The organism is Blautia sp. Sow4_E7, from assembly GCF_052116245.1.
Classification (GTDB): Bacteria; Bacillota; Clostridia; order Lachnospirales; family Lachnospiraceae; genus Blautia_A.
The window spans coordinates 137,455-155,428 of sequence record NZ_JBQKLL010000003.1 but is presented as its reverse complement, the minus strand read 5'-3'; the positions used below and the strand labels follow the sequence as shown (position 1 = coordinate 155,428).

Annotated in this window: 14 protein-coding genes and 1 pseudogene; 11 read left to right on the top strand and 4 right to left on the bottom strand. The window is 45.1% G+C overall.

The window, feature by feature from the left end:
• Positions 1-49: 49 nt before the first annotated feature.
• The 5 genes from ACTQ50_RS03485 (at position 50) to ACTQ50_RS03465 (ending at position 5,649) form a co-directional block, all read left to right on the top strand.
• On the top strand, positions 50-1,765 hold the full coding sequence (locus ACTQ50_RS03485; protein WP_441482979.1) for an McrB family protein: 1,716 nt from the start codon (positions 50-52) through the stop codon (positions 1,763-1,765).
• 119 nt (positions 1,766-1,884) lie between these two features.
• Positions 1,885-2,100, top strand: coding sequence for a hypothetical protein (locus tag ACTQ50_RS03480; RefSeq protein WP_441482978.1), 216 nt, complete (start codon positions 1,885-1,887; stop codon positions 2,098-2,100).
• On the top strand, positions 2,094-3,239 hold the full coding sequence (locus ACTQ50_RS03475; RefSeq protein WP_441482977.1) for an McrC family protein: 1,146 nt from the start codon (positions 2,094-2,096) through the stop codon (positions 3,237-3,239). The genes ACTQ50_RS03480 and ACTQ50_RS03475 overlap by 7 nt, the downstream gene beginning before the upstream one ends.
• A gap of 38 nt (positions 3,240-3,277) precedes the next feature.
• Positions 3,278-4,618: a DnaB-like helicase C-terminal domain-containing protein gene (locus tag ACTQ50_RS03470; protein ID WP_441482976.1), complete on the top strand. Its 1,341-nt coding sequence runs from the start codon at positions 3,278-3,280 to the stop codon at positions 4,616-4,618.
• A gap of 14 nt (positions 4,619-4,632) precedes the next feature.
• The gene (locus ACTQ50_RS03465) at positions 4,633-5,649 is read left to right on the top strand and encodes a hypothetical protein (RefSeq protein WP_441482975.1); all 1,017 of its coding nucleotides are present in this window, start codon (positions 4,633-4,635) and stop codon (positions 5,647-5,649) included.
• A 251-nt stretch (positions 5,650-5,900) separates the two neighbouring features.
• Here the strand turns inward: ACTQ50_RS03465 and ACTQ50_RS03460 are convergent, their stop codons facing one another.
• The 3 genes from ACTQ50_RS03460 to ACTQ50_RS03450 form a co-directional block, all read right to left on the bottom strand.
• Complete coding sequence (locus ACTQ50_RS03460; protein WP_441482974.1) at positions 5,901-7,280, bottom strand: aldehyde dehydrogenase; 1,380 nt, start codon at positions 7,278-7,280, stop codon at positions 5,901-5,903.
• Positions 7,281-7,376: 96 nt separating this feature from the next.
• On the bottom strand, positions 7,377-8,594 hold the full coding sequence (locus tag ACTQ50_RS03455; protein ID WP_441482973.1) for an iron-containing alcohol dehydrogenase: 1,218 nt from the start codon (positions 8,592-8,594) through the stop codon (positions 7,377-7,379).
• 15 nt (positions 8,595-8,609) lie between these two features.
• Positions 8,610-8,750, bottom strand: a complete 141-nt coding sequence (locus ACTQ50_RS03450; protein ID WP_441483041.1) for a DUF6783 domain-containing protein — start codon at positions 8,748-8,750, stop codon at positions 8,610-8,612.
• Between ACTQ50_RS03450 and ACTQ50_RS03445 the strand changes: the two are divergent.
• From ACTQ50_RS03445 to ACTQ50_RS03420, 6 genes and pseudogenes are all read left to right on the top strand, one after another.
• Positions 8,688-8,843, top strand: a pseudogene (locus ACTQ50_RS03445) (DUF6783 domain-containing protein); the annotation flags it as partial. The gene ACTQ50_RS03450 and the pseudogene ACTQ50_RS03445 sit on opposite strands and share 63 nt — an antisense overlap.
• 223 nt (positions 8,844-9,066) lie before the next feature.
• Positions 9,067-11,955, top strand: coding sequence for an NYN domain-containing protein (locus tag ACTQ50_RS03440; RefSeq protein WP_441483040.1), 2,889 nt, complete (start codon positions 9,067-9,069; stop codon positions 11,953-11,955).
• Between the two features lie 96 nt (positions 11,956-12,051).
• Positions 12,052-12,552, top strand: coding sequence for a transcription elongation factor GreA (gene greA, locus ACTQ50_RS03435; RefSeq protein ID WP_295309243.1), 501 nt, complete (start codon positions 12,052-12,054; stop codon positions 12,550-12,552).
• 478 nt (positions 12,553-13,030) lie between these two features.
• A complete protein-coding gene (locus tag ACTQ50_RS03430; RefSeq protein WP_441482972.1) occupies positions 13,031-14,800 on the top strand; it encodes a Na/Pi cotransporter family protein in 1,770 nt (589 codons plus the stop codon).
• Positions 14,801-15,046: 246 nt separating this feature from the next.
• On the top strand, positions 15,047-15,733 hold the full coding sequence (locus ACTQ50_RS03425; RefSeq protein WP_441482971.1) for a response regulator transcription factor: 687 nt from the start codon (positions 15,047-15,049) through the stop codon (positions 15,731-15,733).
• On the top strand, positions 15,730-17,064 hold the full coding sequence (locus tag ACTQ50_RS03420; protein WP_441482970.1) for an ATP-binding protein: 1,335 nt from the start codon (positions 15,730-15,732) through the stop codon (positions 17,062-17,064). The genes ACTQ50_RS03425 and ACTQ50_RS03420 overlap by 4 nt, the downstream gene beginning before the upstream one ends.
• 121 nt (positions 17,065-17,185) lie before the next feature.
• On the opposite strand, the gene nagB is transcribed toward ACTQ50_RS03420, so the two are convergent.
• Positions 17,186-17,911, bottom strand: coding sequence for a glucosamine-6-phosphate deaminase (gene nagB / locus ACTQ50_RS03415; protein WP_441482969.1), 726 nt, complete (start codon positions 17,909-17,911; stop codon positions 17,186-17,188).
• Between the last annotated feature and the right edge of the window lie 63 nt (positions 17,912-17,974).

The window sequence follows — 17,974 nt, the reverse complement described above, 5'->3', positions numbered from 1 at the left end:
GGAAACCAGAGCCTGCATTTATGTATCCTTGAGCATTAGACCAAGTGCTATGGATAAGAATAAAAAGGTGAATATTCCTAAATATAAGAAAGAAATCGAGAAATACTACAAATTCCTGGATTTAAATTATGATAAGGAATTTTTTCATTATGTAGTAAATTATAATTCTGGTAGTGAGAAGTGCAACGCTAAAATCCATCATGAAATCTATGATGGAGATACGGTAGATGTAGAGGAATTTAGTGAAATAAATAGGTTAAATAATGTGAACAAAGTTATTGAATTATGCCACATTATAGATGATGCAAATGGAACCAAATCAGAAGAAGAAATTTCCGAGGAAGTGAAAACTGCGGTAAAGAAATTGCTTCCGTATTATGATTACACGCTTGGAAAACCGAATTCGAAAGCTGTTTTAAAAGAAAGCTCGCCAGAAATTCCAGAAGTTCAGCCAGATAAGCCTGCAGAAGAAAACGCTTCCCAGGATACCTCTCAGGCGGATTCAGCAGAGAAGTCCGCTGAGAAAAGCGCGGAATCAGAGTTTGCTTGTCCATTTGACCATAATCTTATTCTTTACGGTCCTCCAGGAACAGGTAAAACATACAAAACGGTTTATTATGCTCTATCAATATGTACCGGTGCAAGCATAGAAGAGGTTTTACGAGGAGAACACTTGGGCTACGAGGACGTGAAGAAAGAATATGACGAGTTGGAAAATGAGGGCAGAATTTGTTTTACCACCTTTCATCAATCCTATAATTATGAGGACTTTGTGGAAGGAATCCGTCCTGTTCTGAATGAGAAGAGTTCAGAGGAAAAACCAAACGAAGAACCAAACGAAGAACCAAACAAAGAACCACATGGAAAACTGAACGAAGAGCTAAATGAAAAACCAAGTGAAAAACTCGAAGAAAATACAGCTGCCCAGTCCTTGAAATACAAAGTCGAAGCTGGAATTTTCAAGAAATTCTGTGAAGAAGCAGCAAAGAATAAAAAGAAAAACTATGTATTCATCATAGATGAGATCAACCGCGGAAATGTTTCCGAGATCTTCGGAGAGCTGATGACGTTGATCGAGACCAGCAAGCGTGACACAGCATCTGTAATTCTGCCAAATTCAAGAGAGCCCTTTACGGTTCCTTCCAATGTATATATTATAGGAACCATGAACACAGCAGACCGTTCCCTGACTGCTCTTGACGCGGCGCTTCGCCGTCGTTTTTCTTTCGAAGAGATCATGCCGGAGCCGGAAATGCTGCGTGAAATGAAGGCTGACAGCGTGCTCTACGAGGATATAGATGGTCAGACTGGCAAAGTAGATGTGGTGAAAATTCTGGAAACCATAAACAAAAGAATTGAGTTTTTACTGGACCGGGATCACACTATCGGACACGCTTATTTTAATGAAATGTGTGGGGAAAATGCCACTATGGAGAACCTGGAAAAAGTATTCCGAAACAAAATTTTCCCACTTTTACAGGAGTATTTCTTCGATGATTATGGAAAAATCCATATGATCCTGGGAGACAATGGAAAGCCTTCCAAATACCAGTTTGTGCAGAAAAAGTACCTCACAAAAAACGACTCAGCAAACGAAAATGAATATAGAAATCCCTTCATGGAAGACTATGACAGAACTGGTTATGCAGAGGATATCTACGAGCTTCCAGAGATCCGTTATGAGATTAACTGGGAAGCATTTCAGTATCCAGCGAGCTATGTCTGCATTTATCAGAAATATGCAGAAACACTGGCTGAGAATTAAGGCGGATTGTTTGTTGCTGACCATGAGCAACATTTGCTGGTCACGAAGTGAACAGCTGTGATTTTTGTCTGTAATAGGATTCAGGATAGTCGCAGACTTATAACAATTAAGGAAAAGACATGGAAAAAATACTTGAAGTAAAAGAATACGATCAGATCACCTGCAATGAACGGTATCGGAATTCTTCCAAATATAAGTTCCTGGAGGAGAAATTCTACCAGGAATTAAGAGACTACATAGAGAAAGTAACCAGGAATTCGGATAGCTATGTGAACCAGTCTTTTGGAAAAAAATCAGCGGTTCCAGAGCAGAGGAAGGCAAGCCCTTCATGCTGATCCATCAGGAATCCGGTGTGGGAGAAGTGATAGAAGCCCGGAATTTTGTAGGCCTGATCCAGCTGGAAAGTGGTATGAGAATCCAGATCCTGCCCAAAATAGAATTCGGTACAGGAGCGGACGAGACCAGGGAAGTCCTTCTGAAAATGCTGAAAGAGATGAAAAATTTCTCCGGCTGGAAGCTGTCAGCAGCAAAACTGGCAAGCGGTTCTACCAACCTTTATGACATTTTTATCGACATGTATCTTCAGGAAGCAAAGCTGCTTGTAAAGCGGGGATTGCGTTCGGATTATGAAAAAGTAGAGGGAAATCTGAAAAGCTATAAGGGAAAATTGCTGGTCTCCAGACAGCTCAGGGAGAACCTGGTACACCAGGAAAGATTCTATGTAAGATACCAGAAATTCACCCAGAACAGGGCAGAAAACCGTCTTATAAAAACCACATTATTAAGGCTAAAAAAGGCCGCTTCCAGGGAGAAACAGATACAGGAAATCCGAAATCTTCTGCCCGTTTTTGAAGAGATTCCGGTATCCTCTAATATCCGGAATGATTTTGAAAAAGTAAGAGCAGACCGGAATTCCAGGGAATATGAACAGATCATCCAGTGGTCCAAAGTGTTCCTGGAAGACGAAAGCTTTGCCTGCTTTTCCGGGAACGAAAAGGCAAAGTCCCTGCTTTTTCCAATGGAAGAACTATATGAAAATTATGTTGCCTGCAGGCTGAAAAAGCACAGGGGAAATACATGGAAGGTTTCCCCACAGGATGGTGGACATACTTTGTTTGATTCCCCGAAAAGGTTCCAGATCCGTCCGGATATTGTGTTAAGAAGAGAGGACAAATGCGTGATCCTGGACACCAAATGGAAGCTTCTTGAGGACAACCAATGGAACAATTATGGGATCAAAAGTGCGGATATGTATCAGATGTATGCCTATTCCAAACGCTATAAAGCCCAGGATATCTGGCTGCTTTACCCCATGACAGAGTGGATGAAAAAGCAGGAAAAAATCGTGTACGATTCTGGTGCAGAGGATGCTGGATTCCCTACCAGAGTCCACATTTTCGGAGTGGATGTGGCAGATATAAATGGAAGCCTGGACAAGTTACTGACGGCCATAGAAGCTGAGAAGGGAGCCTGATGGAGTCCCAAAAAGAATCAGGAGCGGAGAAACTACAAGTGGAAGAAAAGAATAGTAAAGAAAATAATATTGCAGAAAATAAGCCAGTTTCCTATATTTCTGTGGCAGAAAAACTGAATCTGTTCCGCCTAGGAAAAATTCAGACGGTAGAACATTATCCCACGGGAATCCGCCAGCTTGATGAAAGACTGGGCGGAGGCTTGTACTCCGGTCTCATCTTTCTTGGCGCCCGCCCTGGCATGGGAAAGAGTACCCTGGTGCTTCAGATCGCCTCTGAAGTGGCAGCAGGAGGAACCCCGGTACTGTTTTACTCCCTGGAAATGCCTGCAATCCGAATCGAATCCAAAATCCTGAACAGAGCGATCCACATGCAGAATCCGGAGGCAAAGATCACTTCTGACTGGCTGCTCCGCGAAGAGAATGCAGATAAAAAAGAGGAATGGGAGCTGGTTGAAAAAGTACAGAAAAATATGGGTCCCAGGTATGAAAACCTGTATATCAAGGAGCGGGATAAGATCTCTTTTTCCGCAGAAGATGTTGTGGCAGATGTGGAAAAATTCATGGAAGAAACAGACAGTAAACCAGTGGTATTTGTGGATTATCTGCAGATCTTATCTGCCTGTGCGTCCACAAGAGGTACAGCGGATAAGCAGAGAAATGATGAGAATATTAACGTATTAAGCAGTCTTTCCAATAAATATGATATGGCTGTTTTCGTGATCAGTTCCCTGAACCGTGAGTCTTATCGAAATGCCCAGAAACCCATTCAGCTGGATTCCTTTAAGGAGACCGGCGGTATCGAATATTCTGCCAGCGTGATCCTGGGATTGCAGCTGCGGAACGTTGAGATTGTGGGAGCAATGCATGAATCTGCCATGTCAGGCCCTGTGAGAAAACTGGAGCTGGTGTTTTTAAAACAGCGTTATGGAATGACGGGAACAGGCGCTAATGTGGCACTGGATTTTTATCCGGCAAAGGATCTGTACCTGGAATATGGAGCAGAAGAGAGTGGGAGAGTGAAGGCAGAAACACCGGCGGAGGCAGAAAAATTCCCGGGAGCAAGAAAGTCAGTGGAGGCAGAAACACCGACGAAGACAGAAAAATTTCTGGGAGCAAGAAAGTCAGTGGAAGCTAAAATACCGACAGAAGTAGATGAAATTTCGTTGACAGCGCCTCTGGAAGAGAAATCTGAGGGGATAAAATTAGAGAGAAAACATTCAGAAAAGAATAAAAAATCAGCTCATTCCACGGGAAAAGCAGATTCGAATAACAGGGAAAAGCCAGAAACCCAGCAGAACGAATTTGTCCCGGAGGATGAATACAGCAAGGCATTATTCGAGAAATTTATGAGTATGCCAGACAATCATGACAACGATTAAAAGGAGCAAATGCAATGTGGCTGCCGGAAAATACATACATTAATATATGCAAGCTGGCCCAGGAGATTTTCAAAAATCACTATAAAACAGGCTGCAAAAATACCATAGAAGTAGGCAGCAGGCATAAGTCCATGACCTGTACTTATATCCTGGATATGCCGGAAGAACTGGCAAAAAAGGGCTTCAATTATTTTGATAGTGTGGTCCATGATGCCATTTATACCTTGCAAAGATGTGGAAAAGAAAGGATCACCCTTACCGATATTTTGCGTATTATGGCATATGACAATTCTCTCCGGCTGTATTATCAGAAGGAGAAACCCCAGAAGCGTGAACTGCGGCTGCGTGAATCTGTGGAAAAACTTATGGGGACGGGAATCGCCATTGAGTTTAAAGATGAGGTAAGAAAGAGAAACCTGACAGATGCAGAAGGGAAACTTCTTTCCGGTATTCTGGTGGGAAAAATGGTACCTCTTGAAGCTGATGACGATGGGAAAACCTTCTGGTTTACAGAGGGGAAAAGCCTTCCTGTTTTTCAGTATGCAGAGTATATCAGGCAGATTATTTCAGTGCCAGGTGCACTGATGGCACCAGAAAAATATCCTTTTTCCAATACAGATGAAGTGATCCTTTTGCGGAGAATTTTGATCCAGAGACTTGAGGTTATGGCGAATGAAAAGAACCACTTAAATGGGAATAAAATCCGCTATTATGGAGCTGGTAAGGAGGATGGAATCCTGCCGCTACTGGGTATCCGGAAGGAGAATTTTGCCCAGGAAGAAGTTGCCCTGCGGGGGTCCTCCAGGGTTCGGTATCAGAGCCGTGGATGGAAAAATAAGGTGCATGAGATCCATAAAAAGGTGCAGATCATTCTGGATGCATACAAAAAAATGGGATATATTGAAGACTATCTGCCTCTTAGAAATGGCGTTCGGGAGCTGGTAAGAGGCGTTGAAATTACCGGTGAAATACATCGGGAAAGTATAAGAAATGAGAAGAAAATCCCGGAATCTGATGAAACAGATTTATGATATACGGGTGATGTTATAATCTATGAAAGTATTATGAAGGCGGACATGTTTTACGGATAGATAGTAAAACATGTCCGCGTGTTATATTAATGCTACCAGTATCAAAAGGTCAAAAAGCCTTTTTCAAACATGCTCTAGCACAATAAGGTTTTTGAACTTGGTGCACGTCCAATATGAGAAAGTAGCAATTTACGTAGTGAATCAGCAGATTTCCCATATTGGGAGGATTGCGTGAGCAGCTAGCTGCAATTTTATTTCAGAAAAATATGGATCAGCTTATCATAAATCCCTCTGTAAGGCTGATAACGCATAGGCAGATCAATCCATGTTTTTTTATCTACAATGCTCTTATAATGAGAGAAGGTCTCGAACCCTTTTTTTCCATGGTAGCTTCCCATACCGCTTTCCCCGAAGCCGCCGAAAGGCATTTCGCTGGTGGCAAGGTGGATGATCACATCGTTGATACAGCCGCCGCCAAAGCCGCATTCGGAGGTCACTTTTTCACAGACGGCTTTGTCCTGGGCGAAAATGTAAAGAGCTAGAGGATGAGCCATGGAGTTTACCTTACGGATCACTTCGTCGATAGAATCAAAGGTAAGGATCGGCATGACCGGTCCGAAAATTTCTTCCTGCATAACCGCATCTTCAAAGGTTACCTGATCCATGACGGTAGGCTCAATCTGTAAAGTTTCCGGACGGACGCTGCCGCCGCAGATAACTTTTGCAGGATCGATCAGGTTCTGAATGCGGTTGAAATGCTTTTCATTGATGATCTTTCCGTAATTTTTGTTATCCAGAGGAGATTTGCCAAACTGCCTGCGGATCTGTTTCTGGATCTGTTTTAAAAGCTCATCTTTTACTTCCCTGTGACAGTAAATGTAGTCGGGAGCCACGCAGGTCTGTCCGCAGTTCAGATATTTGCCAAAAACAATACGTTTGGCAGCAAGCTTGATGTTTGCAGATTTGTCTACAATGCAGGGGCTTTTGCCTCCAAGCTCCAGGGTGACTGGGGTGAGATGCTCGCTGGCATGGCGCATGACTTCTTTTCCCACAGCCTGGCTGCCTGTGAAAAAGATATAGTCGAAGTGCTCCTGAAGAAGACAGGCGTTTTCCTGGCGTCCACCCATGACAACGGCTGCAAATTCCTCAGGGAAACATTCGCGGACGATCTCGCAGATGATCCTGCTGGTGGCAGGAGAGTAGGCGCTGGGCTTTAATACTGCAGTGTTTCCTGCGGCGATAGCGTCTACCAGCGGATCAAAGGTGAGAAGGAAAGGATAGTTCCACGGGCTCATGATCAGGGTGACGCCGTATGGGGATGGCTTCATGTAGCTTCTGGAATGGAACTGGGCAAGTGGGGTGTGCACTGTTTTTTCTTTGGAAAGAGAGCGGATGTGCTTCAGCATGTAGGTGATCTCGCTGAGAACGAGACCGGATTCGCACATGTAGCTCTCGAAGCTGCTTTTTCCAAGGTCGGCTTTTAAGGCGGTATTGATCTGCTCCTGGTGGGACTGGATGGAGGCTTGCAGCTTCTTCAGGGCATTGATACGAAACTCAATGTCCAGGGTAGCGCCTGTGTAAAAATAGTTCCGCTGTCTGCGGATGATTTCCTGGATTGTGTCCTGAGTCATGAAAGTATCCTTTCTGAATTTGTATTCATCAATTTAAGAGTCAAATAGTTTACATAATGTAAGCGGCTGAGAAGTCTTGGAAAAAAAGTACCGATATTACTGAGCTGGGGTTTCTTCTGGCATCAGCATATAATAAAATTTCTCCAGCTCCTGCGCATCCATCAGCACTGGTACCGGATACAGGGGATTGGCTTCTTTGTCCGCATAATGGGACAGTTTGGGGATGTCTTCTTCCTGGATTTCCGGAATGGTATCGCCGATTCCGAAGCGGGCCTTCATATCCTTAATGGCCTGGATAAAGCTTAATGCAGCTTCCTCTTCCGGCGTTTCTTTGGTGGCAGTGCCAGCGGCAACTGCCAGGGCTGCCAGCTTCTTGTAGATGGTTTTTCCGTATGCTTCCAGAACATAAGGAAGAAGTACGGCGTTGGCGAGTCCGTGTGGAACGTTGTACTGTCCGCCAAGGGAATGGGCAACTGCGTGCACATAGCCGACATAGGATTTGGTAAAAGCGCAGCCTGCAAAATAGGAGGCGCGGAGCATATTCCGGCGGGCTTCTTTATTGGTACCGTCGGTGTAGGCGGTGTCCAGATTTTCATAAATCAGCTGTACTGCGTCCAGGGCATTTTTCCTGGTTCCTGGTGTGGTGGAATTTCCAATATAAGCCTCCACTGCGTGAGTGAGGGCATCCATACCTGTGGTAGCGGTAATAAATGGCGGAAGGCTTAAGGTAACCTTCGGGTCTAGCACTGCGTAGCGGGGAATCAGCGGGAAGTCGTTGATTGCGTATTTATGCCTGGTCTCGGCGTCTACAATGACAGCAGCCAGTGTAGTCTCGCTTCCGGTTCCAGCTGTGGTAGGGACTGCGATAAGAAGGGGAAGTTTTTTGTGGACTTTCAGGATTCCCTTCATTTTTGCAAGAGACTGGTGCGGTTTGGCAACTCGGGCACCTACTGCCTTGGCACAGTCCATACTGGAACCGCCGCCGAAACCGATGATCGCTTTGCAGCCTCCGGTATGGTAAAGTTCAAGGGCTTCTGCCACATTTTCGGTGGTAGGATTTGCCACTGTTTTGTCATAAAGGATATAGGAAATGCCGTTGTCTGTCAACGTTTTCTCCAGGCGGTCAGTCAGACCAAGCTTATGAATTCCGGCGTCTGTGATGATCAGCACGTTTTCGCATTTTTTCTTTTTTAATACATCAGGGACTGCCTTCAGGCTGCCGATGATCTCCGGATTCCGGTAGGGCAGAAATGGCAGGGCAAATTTGAATACATTCTGAAAAATCCGGCAGTATAGTTTCTTTAAGGGATTCATGGTATTTTCTCACTTTCATAGCTTAGAGCCTGTTTGAAAAATCATTCCCGCAATCTGCACGCCCCAATTTGCGGTATATTTCACCCGAATTCGGTTGCCGTAGCCCGCTACGGCGCCCTCATCCGGGTAAAATCTCCCAAAAATTGTGACGCACATCTTGCTGAAAGCATTTTTCAAACATGCTCTATTATACTTTTTTTATCACGTATGAATTATATCATGTTGTCAAATATTGTAAAGATAAAATAATTTTAAAATCAAAACAATATAAAACGAGATTATGCGCAATATTTCAAGTGCTGTGTCTCGACTGACGCTTCCTGTTGTGATATACTAAAAAGGTATTTTGTGCAGGAATCAGAGTGTGTCAAACTTTTTTCAGAAATAGTTTGGGAGGCGAGGTCACTGCACTTTCGAACGAGGAGGCGTTTACGTGAGTGAACAGTCAGAAAAAAGAAAGAAAAACATTTGTATGGGGCTGCTGGCACATGTAGATGCGGGAAAAACTACATTGTCAGAAGCGCTTTTATATTTAAGCGGCAAGATACGAAAATTAGGCAGAGTGGATCACAAGGATGCCTATCTGGATACCTCACCACTTGAGCGGGAACGTGGAATTACTATTTTTTCCAAGCAGGCGGTGTTGGAATTTCCGGAAACAAGAGTTACCATTCTGGATACACCCGGACATGTGGATTTTTCTGCAGAGATGGAGCGTACCCTGCAGGTATTGGATTATGCAGTTCTGCTGATCAACGGTGCGGACGGGGTGCAGGGACATACCGTGACTTTGTGGAAGCTGTTGGAGCAGTATGAGATTCCTACCTTTATTTTTGTAAACAAAATGGACCAGGATGGAACGGATCATGACGTACTTCTTGCAGAACTAAAGAAACGCTTGCATGAGAATTGCATGGATTTTTCGGAAACTGGAAATGCAGATGGTAATTCGCCATCAGAAGCACTGGCTGGGGAAAAAGAGCCGCAGAATTTGACTGCGGAGAAATTTTCAGATGAATTTCTGGAAAGCCTTGCCATGTGTGACGAGGAACTGCTGGAAAAATACCTGGAGACTGGGGATGTGTCAGAGGAAGAGATTACCAGCCTGATCGCGGATCGGAAGGTTTTCCCCTGTTATTTTGGCTCTGCCCTGAAAATGAACGGCGTAGAGGATCTGATCCGCGGACTGGATCGGTACACCAGATGTCCGAAATATCCAGAGGCTTTTGGCGCGAAGGTCTACAAGATCGCCAGGGACGATCAGGGAAACCGCCTTTCCTATATGAAGATCACAGGCGGGGCACTGAAGGTAAAAGAGCTTCTTACCACCAGTAAGGGAAATGTAGCAGCCGGGGACGAAATCTGGGAGGAAAAAGCCGACCAGATCCGGATTTATTCCGGCGCCAAGTTTGAACTGGTGAAAGAAGCACCAGCAGGAACGGTGTGCGCAGTAACCGGTCTTTCCCATACTTTTCCAAGTCAGGGACTTGGGGTGACGGAGAATTCCAATATGCCGGTGCTGGAGCCGGTGCTGAACTATCAGATCATTTTGCCGGAAGGCTGCGACGTGCATCAGATGCTAAAGAAGCTGAAAGAACTGGAGGAGGAAGATCCCCAGCTTCACATTGTGTGGGATGAGCAGCTGGGGGAAATCCATGCCATGCTTATGGGAGATGTGCAGATTGAGATCCTGAAAAGGCTGATCTGGGAGCGGTGCCATGTGGCGGTGGATTTTGGAACAGGAAATATTGTATATAAGGAAACCATTGCGGCACCCGTGGAAGGCGTGGGACATTTTGAACCTCTGCGCCATTATGCGGAGGTGCATCTTCTGCTGGAGCCAGGAGAGCCGGGAAGCGGAATGCAGTTTTTTACAGCCTGCAGTGAGGATGTGCTGGACCGGAACTGGCAAAGACTGATCCTTACCCATCTGGAGGAAAAGGAGCACCGGGGTGTGCTCACTGGGGCACCGATCACAGATATGCAGATCACGCTCCTTACCGGCCGCTCCCATCAGAAGCATACAGAGGGCGGCGATTTCCGCCAGGCCACATACCGGGCTATCCGCCAGGGGCTGAAAAAGGCGCAGAATGTGCTTCTGGAGCCTTATTATGAATTCCGGCTGGAAGTGCCGGTGGATGTGGTTGGGCGTGCCATGACGGATATCCAGAAAATGCAGGGAACTCTTCTTCCTATGGAAACTGAGGAGAATACTGCTATTTTGAAGGGAAAAGCGCCTGTTTCGACTATGCGCGATTATCAGAAGGAAGTAATTTCTTATACAAGAGGAATGGAAAGGCTGTTCTGCAGTCTGAAAGGCTATGAGCCTTGCAAAAATCAGGATGAGATCGTGGAGCAGATTGGCTACGATTCAGAGAGAGACCTGGATAATCCTACTGGATCTGTATTTTGTGCCCATGGAGCAGGATTTGTGGTGCCATGGTATGAAGTGGAAGAGTATATGCACCTGGATACCGGGATTATGGCGGAGTTTGAGGATGATCTTAGTGGAGAAGACTTGGATGATATGGAAAAAGGCTTTTCTAGTGCTGGAAATGCTTCGAGTGGAACAAGAATTGCTCAAAATGATGAAAATTCAGCACGCAGTGGAGCTGGCCGTGCAGGAACTTCCAGAAATACATCCGGAAGTGGAGGACGAACTGCAAACGGCTACCAGCCTCCGAAATCCGCCTACCGTGGAAGCTATGAGGATGACAAAGAACTTCAGGCTATTTTCGAGCGAACCTTTGGCCCGGTGAAACGGGAGCGCATGTCTTCCTATAAAAAAGTGGTAAGTGCCCCATCCTATTCGGGCAGCAGTTCTCCCAGAAAAAGAGATCAGGAAGAATACCTTCTTGTGGATGGCTACAACATTATTTTTGCCTGGCCAGAGCTGAAAGAACTGGCAGATGCGGATGTCCGGGCAGCACAGACTAAGCTGATGGATATTCTCAGCAATTATCAGGGATATAAGAAATGTACGCTGATCCTGGTATTTGATGCCTACAAGGTAGAAGGTCACCAGGAGGAAGTGCTGACCTATCATAACATCCATGTGGTGTATACCAAGGAAGCGGAAACTGCCGACCAGTACATTGAGAAAACCGTTCATAAGATTGGAAGACAGCATCAGGTGACGGTTGCTACCTCCGATGGCCTGGAACAGATCATCATTATGGGACAGGGCGCCAACCGTATTTCCGCAAGAGGCTTGAAAGAAGAAATCGAAGAGACCAGAAAGCAGCTCCGCCAGGAATGGCACCAGCACCGCCAGTCAAGCCATACCTATCTGTTTGACCATGCGGATGCGGAGACGGCGAAGCTGATGGAAGAAGTAAGGCTGGGTAAGAAGAAATTATAAGAATTAATGTTTGCCATTGGCAATTTGACAAACTCTTTGCCATCTGTTAAGGTAGTGGGCAAAGTGGTGTTGCAGCTATAAAGGAGATGTATAAAAATGAGAGAGAAGCTCACCGAAAAAGACGTAGAGAAAATTGAGCAGGAGATTGAGCACCGCAAGCTGGTTGTCCGCAAGGAGGCCATCGAGGCGGTAAAGGAGGCCAGAGCTCAGGGCGATTTAAGTGAGAATTTTGAATATTACGCAGCTAAGCGTCACAAGAACCAGAACGAAAGTCGTATCCGTTATCTGGAGAATATGTTAAAAACCGCCACCATCGTTTCTGACAAATCCAGCAGTGATGAGGTGGGAATGGATGATATTGTGGAGGTTTACTTCGAGGAAGATGACGAGATCGAGAAATACAAGCTGGTCACCTCTATCCGCGGAAACTCCATGGAGAACCGGATTAGCATTGACTCCCCAATCGGCATGGCATTAAAAGGCCATAAGGTTGGAGACAGAGTAGAAGTAAAGGTAAATGACAACTACAGCTACTTCCTGGAAATCCGCTCCATTGATAAGACTCATTCTGAGGAAGAGGAAATCAGAGGATTTTAAGTTACTGGCCAGGCCATGAAAGGTAACAATTCTAGAAAAAATCCAGATTTTATCAGTAGAGCCGCAGGGCCAGAATAGATTAGAAAACTTTGATGAGAAAATCCCTCATGAAATATGCAGCAATAATTGTAAAATTATCCTTCATATTTCATAGGGGATTTTTTTGCTCATGTGGATTTGAATCGGAAAAGCAGAATCCATTTGTAAAATGCCATTATGGCTTTGTAAAGAAGTTCTTTTGAATGTAAAATTTGGAAACCCCAGTAAAATCAACCTTCGAACAAAGATTTTACATTTCTAACCGCCAGATTTAACATTACTTTTGTAAAGAAAATCCCCCAAATGTAAAGAATTTTACACAGATTTAACATTGCCCTCACCTGAAACTTTACATAGCTCACTTATATTGGATTCGTAAACAAGAGAAATCAAGAACCCAATAAACTTTTAAAAGGATAAAAAAAGGAGAGGAAACGTAATGGATTTTTTTAGCATTCTGACAATGGTCGGAGGACTGGCAATGTTCCTGTATGGAATGCAGGTCATGGGCGACGGCCTGGAAAAGCTGTCCGGCGGCAAACTGGAAAAAATTCTGGAAAATCTTTCATCTAACCGTGTGAAAGCGGTTCTGGTTGGTGCAGCAGTGACTGCCATCATCCAGTCGTCATCGGCCACCACCGTTATGGTAGTCGGTTTTGTAAACTCAGGAATCATGCACTTATCCCAGGCAGTTGGCTTTATTATGGGAGCAAACATTGGTACTACGGTTACCGCATGGATCCTCAGCCTGGCTGGAATTGAGAGCTCCAACTTCTTTGTAAGACTGTTAAACCCAAGCTCATTTTCCCCGATTCTGGCACTGATCGGAGTGATCTTTATCGTATTTCTTCATGATGAAAAGAAGAAAGACATTGGAAACATTCTGGTTGGTTTCGCAGTATTGATGTTTGGTATGAACACCATGAGTGGTGCAGTAAAACCTCTGGCACAGGTACCGGAGTTCACAAACATCCTGCTGAAATTCTCCAACCCGGTTTTAGGTGTGCTGGCTGGTGCGCTTCTCACCGCCATCATTCAGTCCTCCTCAGCTTCAGTTGGTATTCTTCAGGCTCTCTGTGTAACTGGTGCAGTCCGCTACGGAACCGCATTTCCGATCATTATGGGACAGAACATTGGAACCTGTATCACAGCTATGCTTTCCTCCATCGGAGCAACCAAGAATGCAAAACGTGCAGCAATTGTTCATCTGTACTTTAATATTGTAGGAACCATTGCCTTTATGGTAGTTTTCTATGTACTCAATGGATTTTTACATTTTTCATTCATCAACGAAGTGGCAGGACCTGCAGGAATCGCTATCATCCATAGTGCATTTAACATCATCGCAACTGTTGTACTTCTCCCATTTGGCGATATGCTTGTAAAAATGGCATGTGCAACTGTCCGCGACACCAAAGAGGAAAAAGTTATTTCCGCAGAAGATCAGGAGTTTATGATTCTGGAGTCCCGTTTCCTTAGCAATCCTGGTATTGCTATTGAGCAGAGCAAAACAGCAGCGAAAAAAATGGCAGAGCAGTCAAGAAATGCCCTGAACCTTTCCTTTGGACTGCTGGATCATTTCCAGGAAGAAACCGCATTCCGTGTAGAAAAGATTGAGGCCAAGGTTGACCGTTACGAGGACGAGCTTGGAACCTATCTGATCAAATTAAACCAGAAGGATCTTTCCCTGGAGGACAGCCACAGTTTGTCTATTATGCTTCACTGTATCGGCGATTTCGAGCGTATTTCTGACCATGCCCTCAGCATTATGAAATCTGCGAAAGAAATTTCTGAGAAAAACACCAGCTTTTCAGATAAAGCGGTACAGGAGCTTCATGTAATGGAAAAAGCAGTGTCCGATATTGTAGACAAAGCCTACAATGTTTTTGCAAACCAGGATGTGCATCTGGCAGAAGAAATCGAGCCACTGGAAGAAGTAATCGATGAGCTCAGCCGTGAACTGAAACGACGTCATGTAAATCGTCTTCGTGCAGGAGAATGTACCATTGAGATGGGCTTTGTCCTTTCCGATATTACAACCAGCCTGGAGCGAATCGCAGATCATTGTTCCAACATCGGCGTCTGTGTGACTCAGGTGCGTGAGGATCTTTATGATACCCACAGCCACCTTGACACTGTAAAAAATGCGCCGGGAGAGCATTTCCACCACGAACTGGAAGTTGCCCGTGTGAACTATATGCTTCCGTAAAAGGAAAAATAAACGTTGCCAGTTGTTGCGCCGGGACAGAGTTTCCCGGAAAGCAGCAGCTGGTAACGTAATTTACAAGGATAAATGAGAAAATTTCGCAGTTTGTTTTTCGTTATTTTTACTGTGACTTTACATTCGCATACTTGTATAAGAAGTAAAAAGCACGTATACTGAGAAATAATGGTTATGATATACGAGCAATGTGAGAAGTGAGATTAGTAAGACGCGGGAGGAGAGAACTGGAAAATGATTTTTTGTGTTGAAGATGATAACAACATTCGTGATCTTTTAGTATATACGTTGGAGACAACCGGATTTCATGCAAGAGGGTTAGTAGACTCCCAGGAACTGTGGAAAGCTCTTGCAGAGGAAGAACCGGAGCTGATCCTTCTGGACATCATGCTTCCAGGGGAGGACGGCTATTCCATTTTGGATAAATTGAAGAAATCTTCCGGAACCAGAGATATCCCCATTATCATGGTAACGGCCAAGGAAGCGGAATTTGACAAGGTACGTGCCCTGGAATCCGGAGCAGACGATTATATTACCAAGCCTTTTGGCATGATGGAATTTATAGCAAGAGTGAAAGCAGTGCTTCGCCGAAGCAGCCGCCATGGAGATGACAGAGAGCTTAGCTGTGAGGAACTTCGTATTTTCCCAGGACGTCATCAGGTATTCTGCAATGACCAGCAGGTGGAGCTTACCAGAAAGGAATTCGAACTCCTTCTTTATCTGATGGAAAACAGAGGGATCGTTATGACTCGTGACCAGATCCTGTGTCATATCTGGGGCTATGATTTTGACGGCGAGACCAGAACCGTGGATGTGCATGTGCGGACCCTCCGCCAGAAGCTGGGAGATACTGGCAGACTGGTAGAAACTGTCCGGGGCGTAGGCTACCGAATGGCAGATAAGGGAGGCAGCCAGGGATGAAAAAGAAAATCCTAAGTCATACCAGTACGATGATCATTCTCACAGTTATCCTTACCTTTATCGCAGCCAGCTTTGTGATGTACGATAAGTTTAACAGCGCCATGAAAAAAGGTGTCCGGGATGAAGCAGAATATGTAAAAGTGGGAATGGAAGAAGCTGGAGAAGAGTATTTAAACGGAAATGTGGGAAAAGCCACAGATACCCGTATTACGCTTACTGATGCAGAGGGAAATGTGCTCTATGACAATGAAGCAGATGCTTCAAAGCTTCCCAATCACAGTGACCGTCCGGAATTTATCCAGGCTATGGAAAATGGCCAGGGCGAAGTGGTACGTTATTCAGAAACCCTGTCACACCAGACGTTCTATTATGCTGTGAAGCTGGAGGATGGAAAAATCCTTCGTCTGGCGAAAACCACAGACAGTGTGTTCCATACCTTGTTCAGCAGCTTTATCTGGCTGGGTCTTTTGATGATATTGATCATTCTGGTGGAAATCGTGCTGGTGCAAAAGCAGACACAGAGTCTGATCGAGCCGGTGAACAACCTGGATCTGGAGCACCCGCTTTCCAATGTGTGTTATGAAGAGCTGCGTCCGTTATTAATGCGTGTAGATCAGCAGAACAAGCAGATCGCCAGCCAGCTTGAGGAACTGAAAAAGACAGAGGCTGTCCGAAGAGAGTTTTCCGCAAACGTTTCCCATGAGCTGAAGACACCTTTGATGTCTATTTCCGGCTATGCGGAGCTGATGATGAACGGAATGGTGCGCCCGGAGAATATTGCAGATTTTTCTGGACGAATTTATAAAGAAGCCAACCGTCTGGGAAATCTGGTGGCGGATATTATCCAGCTGTCACGCCTGGATGAGCAGCAGGATGAAGTGGTTTCCATGGAGAGTGTGGAATTGGACGAGCTGGCAGAAGATGTGGTAAATAATCTTCAGGATCATGCGAAAAAGAAGAATATTTCGCTGGAATACCATGGCATTTCCGTAACGGTTCAGGGCGTACGCCATGTCCTTTACGAAATGCTGTACAATATAGCGGACAATGCAGTCCGTTACACTAATCCTGGCGGACATATCCACATTTATGTGGGAAAAAGAGGGGGAAAGCCCTTCTACCGGGTGGAGGATGACGGAATCGGAATTCCAAAATCCGAACAAAAAAGAATATTTGAACGATTCTACCGGGTGGACAAAAGTCATTCCCGGCAGACCGGAGGAACCGGTCTTGGCCTGTCCATTGTAAAGCATGGTGCAACCCTGCACCACGCCCAGATCAATGTGGACAGCGACCTGGGTAAAGGGACAAAAATGGAGCTGCTTTTTTAAGCAGCTCCATTTTCATACAATGATTTACGAGAACAGCGAGTCAAAGGCCTGTGCCTGCACAAGATATTGACGACTGCTGCAATAACGAACCAAACCTGCAAAGCATGTTTTATCCTGCTAATTACAGTTCGCTCAGTGCATCCTCATCCGCCACAATGATCGCATTCGGATGGAACTGAAGAATGGAAGCCGGGCACTGTGGAGTAACCGGTCCCTTGATAGCTGCTGCAAGAGCTTTGGCTTTGTTCTTGCCGTTGGCTACAAGGAGAACGGTCTTTGCACTCATAATATTGCCGGTTCCCATGGAATAAGCCTTACGCGGTACATCCTCTTCGCTTGCGAAAAATCTCTTATTCGCCTGGATGGTAGCCTCTGTAAGATCTACGCAGTGTGTGCCAGCCTCGAAATGATCATCCGGCTCATTGAATCCGATGTGGCCGTTTGGTCCGATTCCAAGAAGCTGCAGATCTACTGTGCCAATGTTCTTAAGCAGGGTATTGTATGCTTCACAGCATGCCTCTGCGTCCAGATTGGTTCCGTCTGGAACATAAGTATTCTTAATATCAATATTGACTCTGCTGAACAGATTCTTGTTCATGAAGTAACGGTAGCTCTGGTCATTGGATCCGTCCAGTCCCACATATTCGTCCAGATTCACGGATTTTACATGGGAAAAATCAAGGATTCCCTCTTCATACATAGCAGCCAGCTGATCGTAGGTACCCACTGGGGAAGAACCGGTAGCAAGACCAAGAATACAATCCGGCTTGGATAAGATAACGCCGGCGATAATGGTAGCTGCGGTACGGCTCAGCTCTTCGTAATTCTTTACTTTTATAACTTTCATTTTACCTCTCCTTCTCTGTCAATAAGTGAATATGATCACTTTAACAGGGTGCAAAAAAATGAC

Coding starts and splice junctions, on each gene's coding strand:
- ACTQ50_RS03485 (WP_441482979.1), top strand. CDS start 50: ATGGATAAGAATAAAAAGGTGAATATTCCTAAATATAAGAAAGAAATC.
- ACTQ50_RS03480 (WP_441482978.1), top strand. CDS start 1,885: ATGGAAAAAATACTTGAAGTAAAAGAATACGATCAGATCACCTGCAAT.
- ACTQ50_RS03475 (WP_441482977.1), top strand. CDS start 2,094: ATGCTGATCCATCAGGAATCCGGTGTGGGAGAAGTGATAGAAGCCCGG.
- ACTQ50_RS03465 (WP_441482975.1), top strand. CDS start 4,633: ATGTGGCTGCCGGAAAATACATACATTAATATATGCAAGCTGGCCCAG.
- ACTQ50_RS03460 (WP_441482974.1), bottom strand. CDS start 7,280: ATGACTCAGGACACAATCCAGGAAATCATCCGCAGACAGCGGAACTAT.
- ACTQ50_RS03455 (WP_441482973.1), bottom strand. CDS start 8,594: ATGAATCCCTTAAAGAAACTATACTGCCGGATTTTTCAGAATGTATTC.
- ACTQ50_RS03450 (WP_441483041.1), bottom strand. CDS start 8,750: ATGTGCGTCACAATTTTTGGGAGATTTTACCCGGATGAGGGCGCCGTA.
- ACTQ50_RS03440 (WP_441483040.1), top strand. CDS start 9,067: ATGGGGCTGCTGGCACATGTAGATGCGGGAAAAACTACATTGTCAGAA.
- greA (WP_295309243.1), top strand. CDS start 12,052: ATGAGAGAGAAGCTCACCGAAAAAGACGTAGAGAAAATTGAGCAGGAG.
- ACTQ50_RS03430 (WP_441482972.1), top strand. CDS start 13,031: ATGGATTTTTTTAGCATTCTGACAATGGTCGGAGGACTGGCAATGTTC.
- ACTQ50_RS03425 (WP_441482971.1), top strand. CDS start 15,047: ATGATTTTTTGTGTTGAAGATGATAACAACATTCGTGATCTTTTAGTA.
- ACTQ50_RS03420 (WP_441482970.1), top strand. CDS start 15,730: ATGAAAAAGAAAATCCTAAGTCATACCAGTACGATGATCATTCTCACA.
- nagB (WP_441482969.1), bottom strand. CDS start 17,911: ATGAAAGTTATAAAAGTAAAGAATTACGAAGAGCTGAGCCGTACCGCA.